We start from the raw sequence: 6,507 nt of genomic DNA, 5'->3' as shown, positions 1-6,507 counted from the left end.
CTGTTGGTATGTTCTGAGGTGTTGCGTGCAGGACGGTCTGGAGACTTCAGTTACCACAACGTAAATGTGCTTTTATGGTATCTTTCGCCGTTGCGTTTTGTTGTGGGTTTTATGTTTGTTCAGGTCAGCGCCGCCGCCGTGCCGCGGACGCTCCAGGGGGTTGCGCTGGTCGACAGCAACCACATGCCCAGGTACTGGGCCGCGGTCTGGCTGATCATTGCTGGGGCTCAATGGGCAGCGTCCACGCAGACCGTGCGGCTGCGGTACATCGAGAACCTGTATGCGCATGCGGATCGGTCATTCCAGGCGAATGCGCTGGATGACGCGCTATCCGATCTTGACGATGCCCGGCTTGCGGACATTCTCGAGTCTTGGTTCGTGAGTCTGCGTAATCAGCCTGTCGCCACGCGCAGCAATGAGGCCCGGTGGCAGACCGGACTGGCGTTCGTGACATCGGTGATCACATGGCTGTCGAAGTCGGCGGACGCGAAGATGCGACAGATTGAGACGCGCATCCACCGACTATCGACGCTTTACCGCCAGCTACACATTCGCCAAGGAGCCCGCAGCGAGACCGTCCGGTCGTTGCCCTCCAGCGTGGTCGAGAGTCTCTATCAGGTCCTGGATCCGGAATCGGATGCCAATCCCTTCCCGCGCGCACACACGCGCTGGCGGGTCTTCATCGCGTTCGTGCTGATGCTGCATCAGGGTCTGCGCCGCGGCGAACTCTTGTTGCTGCCAGCGGACGCCATCAAGAGCAGCTATGACCGCGCACTTGGCCGGACAAGGTACTGGCTGAACGTCCGGCAAAACGAGTATGAAGACGTTGGCGGCGACAGCCGTTACTCGAAGCCCAGCATCAAGACGCGCCATTCGGTCAGGCAAATTCCCGTCAGCGACGCAACCGCGGGCCTGGTGCAGATCTATTGCGAAAATTACCGGGGCCGGCCTTCGCATTCGTTCATGTTAAGCGCCCAGACTGGCGGCCCTCTTTCCACAGAGTCGTTGACGAAGATCTTTACAACGATATCGAAAGCGTTGCCTACGGATGTGCTGCAGGAACTGCACGACCGCACCGGAAAGAAGTCGGTCACCTGCCACGACCTCCGGCACACGTGCGCCGCATTGCGGCTTCACCAGTTGCTCGAGCGAGGCGACTCGATGCCCGAAGCGCTGCAGAAACTGCGTACATTCTTCGGATGGTCGAAAGAATCCGAAATGCCTTCGCGCTATGCCAGAGCTGTCTTTGAAAGCCGCCTCGCGAGCGTATGGAACGACGCGTTCGACGATCGTGTGGCCTTGCTGCGCGCCCTGCCGCAGGGACGCTGATCATGCTGGAGGTCTTCCCATCCCGGCTTCGTGGGCAAGCCGGGCCATCGGTGCTCGAAAGCATGATGGCGTCATTGCCAGAACTGCCACCACTTATACGTTACTACGACGACTTCGACGATAAGCTCCGTTCCATCCCGGCAGTCCGTCAGACAGATGTCTTCGAACTTCACCTCAATGGTCGGATGTTCCGGCTCGACTTCGGCCGGTATCCTGCTGTCTATGGCGCTCTGCAGAAGCATCTACTGGTCTTCCTGCTGGGCGAAGACTTGCATATCTCGACCTGCTTCAATGTATTGGCCGCAGCAATGCATCTCGAAGTGCATGACGTCGAGCGCGTTGTTGACGCCGGTCCAACCCGCATCTCCGCGAGATGGATGGCGCTGCGCGCCCGTGAGTTGCCGGTTCACGCCTATCGTTTCGTTAAGGCAGTCCTGCGGCTGCTATGCAGACATCGCTTGCACGGGTGGTCCGAGTCCTATCTGACCTATGTCAGCGGCGCCCTGCCCGGCCCCGCGTCGGACCCATATGCCGGTGTGCGGTCAGGCAATGTCTTCCTGAGCGCTGATGAGGAAGCTGTGATCGTTCGCTACCTGGACGAAACATCGGACCTCACAAGGGCCCGAGGCTGGTCAGGCGTCGCGCACGACCAGCTTTGCGAGGCCGCGATGGTGCTCTGTTCCTATCAGTTCGCCATGCGTCCCATTCAGGTTGCGATGCTGACGAGGCGTGATGTACGGGTCTGGCAACCAGATCCCAGTGGCGAACCGGCCGTTCACCTCACCTTCGTCATGGTCAAGCAGCGGCAAAGGCTTCGAAAAAGGCCGATGGTCCGTCGTGTGAAACAGGAGTGGGCGGTGCTGTTCACGGCCCTGGTCGCCTATGCAGATTGGCAAGGTCGTGACGCGGGCGATCGCGTCTTCGACGTCAGTTCCAATCATGAGGCCGGCTCGCGCATCGCCCGCTGCGTGGAACGCCTCATCGGGGATGATACTTGCGCGATGGACCTTCGTCATACGGCAGCCCAACGCCTCGTTGACGCGGGCGCGAGTCACGAAGAACTCGCCGAGTTCCTGGGGCATTCCGATGTGCGGACGGGGCTGGTGTACTTTGCGGCGTCAGCCTCTCACGCGGACCGGGTCAACCGGGCACTGGGCGCGTCCGCTATATACCGGCGGGTGGCCAAGATCGCGCACGATCGGTTCATCTCCCCGGAAGAGCTCACCCAGCTCAAGGGAGAACAGCAGATCGCTGGTGTGCCTCACGGCATCCCGATTGCCGGCATCGGCGGCTGCACGTCAGGGCAACCAGCCTGCCCTTACAATCCGGTGACGTCGTGCTATGGGTGCAGGAAATTTATGCCTTTGCACGACAAAACCATGCACGAAAGTGTGCTGGCCGCGATGCGTGAAGTGGTCTTGCTCTTCGAGCAGAGTTCCCGTGGCGATGCCCGATCGCCGGCCTACCTGCAACTGCAGCGCACGATCGCCGAAATACAGGCGGTCATCGACGAGTTAGAAGGCGAGCGCCGATGAACCCACACTACGCTGCCTTCATCGAGCTGGGCAAGGCACTCGCCCATGAAAAGGGTCTGCACTGGGACATACCGCTGGACGAGGCAGGCGCTGCTCGTGACGGTGTTGGCTGGAATCTGACGGCGGTTACTGGTGACGTGCCACCCCCCAACCACTACCTGCGAGATCTCGGCGCTGAGGCGAAGGCGCTGGCTGTCGTCAACGCTGAGCGCATCGAGCGTGGCCTGATGCCACTGCCCCGTCGAGCACTGTCGGTCTCGTGGCAAGACTTGATTAAGGCAGCGGTGGCTGAACAGTTGCTGTTCAGGCGCAACACCACGCGGTATGTGGCACATAGCATCGCGCGTCCGCTGCGGGTGATCGCAACCTGCGTGGACAAGGACCCGTGGCAACTCACCGCCGATGATTTGCGTGCGGCGATTCGTATTGCAGCAGCATGCCAGGCGACTGGCAAGTTGGGGGATCAGGTGGTCGGCATCGTCAAGACGGTGTTTGACGCTCGGCACATTTGCGATGCAGGCCCCTTGTACTCATCGCTAGCTGTCCCGCGCATGCAAGCATACGGGACGAACAAGGCAAAGCATACCTGGTCGCAGGAGGAGTTGCGGGCCGACCTGGAAGCTCGCAAGCGTGGCGAACGCCTGCCTGAACGTCGGGCGTTCTGGGAGCTGACCCGTATCGTGATGACCGAACGGCCACGCACGTTCATGGACGAGCTGCGGTTCGCTGCAGTGCGCACGCTGATCGTGACCGGCATGCGTGCAGGGGAAGTTGCGTTGCTGCCGGTCGACTGGAAGCGTGAGCGGACGTATCTGGACGCGAAGGGTCGTCCAGCCGGTGAGTCCGGTGGCATCTCGACCTCCTTGATGGTGCGCCACTTTGCGGAAAAGCAGCAGGACGCTGAAGCGGACAGTCGCGTCCTGTTTGAAAGCGCCCAGCCGGTCCCGGAAATGTTCCGGGCGTTGCTGACCGAGACCCTTGACCGGGTAGCCAAGCTCACAGAATCTCTCCGCGCAACGTTGAAACTGCAATGCGAGACGGAGCGACTGTTGCCATGGTATCCGGTCGACAGTGTCGTACCTGTCATCGAGCTTTACACCCGCCTAGCAGGCAACCCATTCTGGCTAGGCATTGAGCGAGATCCGTTCATAAAACGCTACCGCGATGGCCTCGATCCGTCAGTGTTTGATGAATTGTATGAGCATCAGTGTGCGCTGTGGCGAAATGGCAGCTTGACCCTCGACATGGCCGTCTATGTGTTTGGGAATCGTCTGCTGAAGGTGATGCGTGAAGGCAAGACCAGCATGCGCTTCCGATATGGTGATGGCTCGCCGATCAGCCTTGTAAAGCGGATGGAGTGGCACGCTGCGTACTTGCACGTTGGCGAGCTCGAGGAGCATATCCGGTTCTCGACGCCAACGAAGGTATCCGACACCATGCGGCTTCCGCTGGCCTCTGGGTTCGTTGAGCCCTGGGAGTTGCTGTTCGTCCAGCCCAAACGGTCGGTGGCCGAGGAACGCAACGATGGGCTTTGCGATGTGACCCGCTACATGGCGGTCAACCGACCAGACCCCACGTTCATCGGACAGTCACTGGGTGACGCGAAGTCCCTGCCAACGCTGTTTGAAAAGTACGGACAGACCGACGAAGACCGGGCCTTGAAGATCGAGGCACACATGCTGCGCCATCTGCAGAACACCGAGCTGTTCCGGCTTGGCGTTGCCGACACGATCATCTCAAAGCGCTTCAACCGGCGCAGCGTTGCACAAAGCTATGAATACGACCATCGCAGCCTGGCGGAGGATCTTGAGCAGATCGAAATTCCACAGGACGTCGAGATCCTGCTCGGCGAAAAAGCCGGCACGGTTGCCCGGCTCATCAAGGGTGGCAAGGCCAGCGGTCCGATCGTCGATGCCTTCCGGCGCATCCAGAAGACGGAGGGCGACGCGGCCGCATACGAGTACCTGCGTGCCGAAGCGGACGGATTCCATGCCACCCCTTATGGGCACTGCCTGAACTCGTTCACGGTCGATCCGTGCGCCAAGCATCTGGAGTGCTTCGCCGACTGTCGCCACCTCTCGGCCACGGATCTGCCCGAGCATAGGCGGAACCTGATTCGGCTCGAGGGCCAGCTCAAACTTGCCGTGGACACGATCAAGGCCCGCCCATCGACCAGCATTGGTTGGCAAAACCAGCTCGACCACGCGGAAAAACGGCTGGCTGGCGTACAAGGGCTGCTCAAAACGCAGCCGGGCGACCGTCCCTTCCCCGATGGCATTGACCTCTCCTTGCCCCGACGACGGGGAATACTTGATGAATAAAGCCAATGAAGTGTCGTCGGCCGATGACGGGAAAATGCGTGAGATCCTTGAGGTGTTACTGACCGACGACGAGGACATCACGGCGCGCGCCGTCGCCCGGCTGCACCCATCCATCAGCGCGGCGTCGTCGATCACTCGCAGCGAGTCACGCCGCAGGCTGCTTGCCGAGTATCAGCAGCGCCAAGCGGAATACCGGCGCTGGCGTGGTCGCGCTGCCAAGCGATCTGGCGCCGACATGGCCGCAACGCTTGCCGACAAGGACCTCCGGATTGCGGAGCTTGAGGCCAGCGTGCAATTGCTGACGGCTTCTCACGTCGCTATGTTACGTGCAGTTGGAGAACTGGGCGGATTCAGCAAGTGGGCCAGATTCTACGAGCAGTATCGCGACGCCCGGGACAAGCTTGTAGAACTCGGCGCCATACCCGAAGCGGCAATCGTCCCGATGCCGGAGAACTCTAAACGCCGGAACTAAGCGCGGCGACGCTGAATGCCTCCGGCGTGATACTGTTTGCATTGATGCTCGCGGCCACGAAATGGCTGCGGTTCCGCGGCGGAAGCCGCCTCTCTCCCGAAAGGAGCGTTCATGTCCTATTGCCCCTTCTTCCAGACCCTGCATGACGAAACTCGCCCTGTGGGCAACCTCGGCCGGGGAACACATTACTCCATCCTGCGGGCGCCAGTCTGGCATGACGAGCTTCTGAACCGGCTCGATCGCTGTGCATTCCTTGACCTCGCGGTCATCTGGGACGAGGACCATGACGACCGCGTGATCGACGCGCTCATGATGTTTTACATCGGCGGCCTGCTCTCCCCTGTGCGGTATATCGGGGAGCGCAAGGGTACGCTCTCTGTGTTGTTGGCCCCAGATGCAATGCGGACCTGGACCCCGAAGGCGCTACAGCAGTATCGCGACGATATCGAGGATGCTTGCCAGAGCCTGGAAGATCCGTGGACAGCAAAAGTTGACGCCGTCGATGGGCGCGAGCACTCGATCATCCACAGTTCGGCCGAAAACGTCTCCCTATACCTCCGCAACATCGACCTGCTATGGGAACTGGGGGTCAAACCAAAGACGCGATCGTAGTCCCACGCCGTAGCGCGCAACGCGCAACACCGCAGTCGTCAGCCTCCCGGCCTGGCGTGTCCTTCCGTTGCGCATCGGCAGAAGATGCAACGCAACGAAGACGGGTGCCACGGGCACGCAACACGTACCAGCCAAAAAAAGTGGGGGCCTGTCGAAAACTCGGGCCGCCTTCCCGCTGAAATACAACAAGGCGGGAAAAGCCCAGCGCAACACCAGGCCACAGGTGCCAAGAATGCGG

General features: G+C 60.7%; 5 protein-coding genes. All 5 read left to right on the top strand.

What is annotated here, in order from left to right; genetic code table 11:
* Positions 1–1,329 (top strand): tyrosine-type recombinase/integrase (locus KHO41_RS40475; protein ID WP_244874273.1); only part of this gene is annotated, 1,329 nt, incomplete at its 5' end.
* A gap of 2 nt (positions 1,330–1,331) precedes the next feature.
* On the top strand, positions 1,332–2,864 hold the full coding sequence (locus KHO41_RS40470; RefSeq protein ID WP_211958807.1) for a site-specific integrase: 1,533 nt from the start codon (positions 1,332–1,334) through the stop codon (positions 2,862–2,864).
* Positions 2,861–5,185, top strand: a complete 2,325-nt coding sequence (locus tag KHO41_RS40465; RefSeq protein ID WP_211958806.1) for a hypothetical protein — start codon at positions 2,861–2,863, stop codon at positions 5,183–5,185. The genes KHO41_RS40470 and KHO41_RS40465 overlap by 4 nt, the downstream gene beginning before the upstream one ends.
* Positions 5,178–5,657: a hypothetical protein gene (locus KHO41_RS40460; RefSeq protein ID WP_211958805.1), complete on the top strand. Its 480-nt coding sequence runs from the start codon at positions 5,178–5,180 to the stop codon at positions 5,655–5,657. Before KHO41_RS40465 ends, KHO41_RS40460 begins: the two co-directional genes overlap by 8 nt.
* A gap of 111 nt (positions 5,658–5,768) precedes the next feature.
* Positions 5,769–6,269, top strand: a complete 501-nt coding sequence (locus KHO41_RS40455) for a hypothetical protein (protein ID WP_211958804.1) — start codon at positions 5,769–5,771, stop codon at positions 6,267–6,269.
* Positions 6,270–6,507 lie beyond the last annotated feature (238 nt).

Origin of the sequence: Cupriavidus numazuensis (assembly GCF_905397435.1) — a bacterium.
In the GTDB taxonomy this organism is placed as follows: domain Bacteria; phylum Pseudomonadota; class Gammaproteobacteria; order Burkholderiales; family Burkholderiaceae; genus Cupriavidus; species Cupriavidus numazuensis.
The sequence above is the reverse complement of the archived record's forward strand: the minus strand, read 5'-3'. Positions and strand labels throughout refer to the sequence as shown.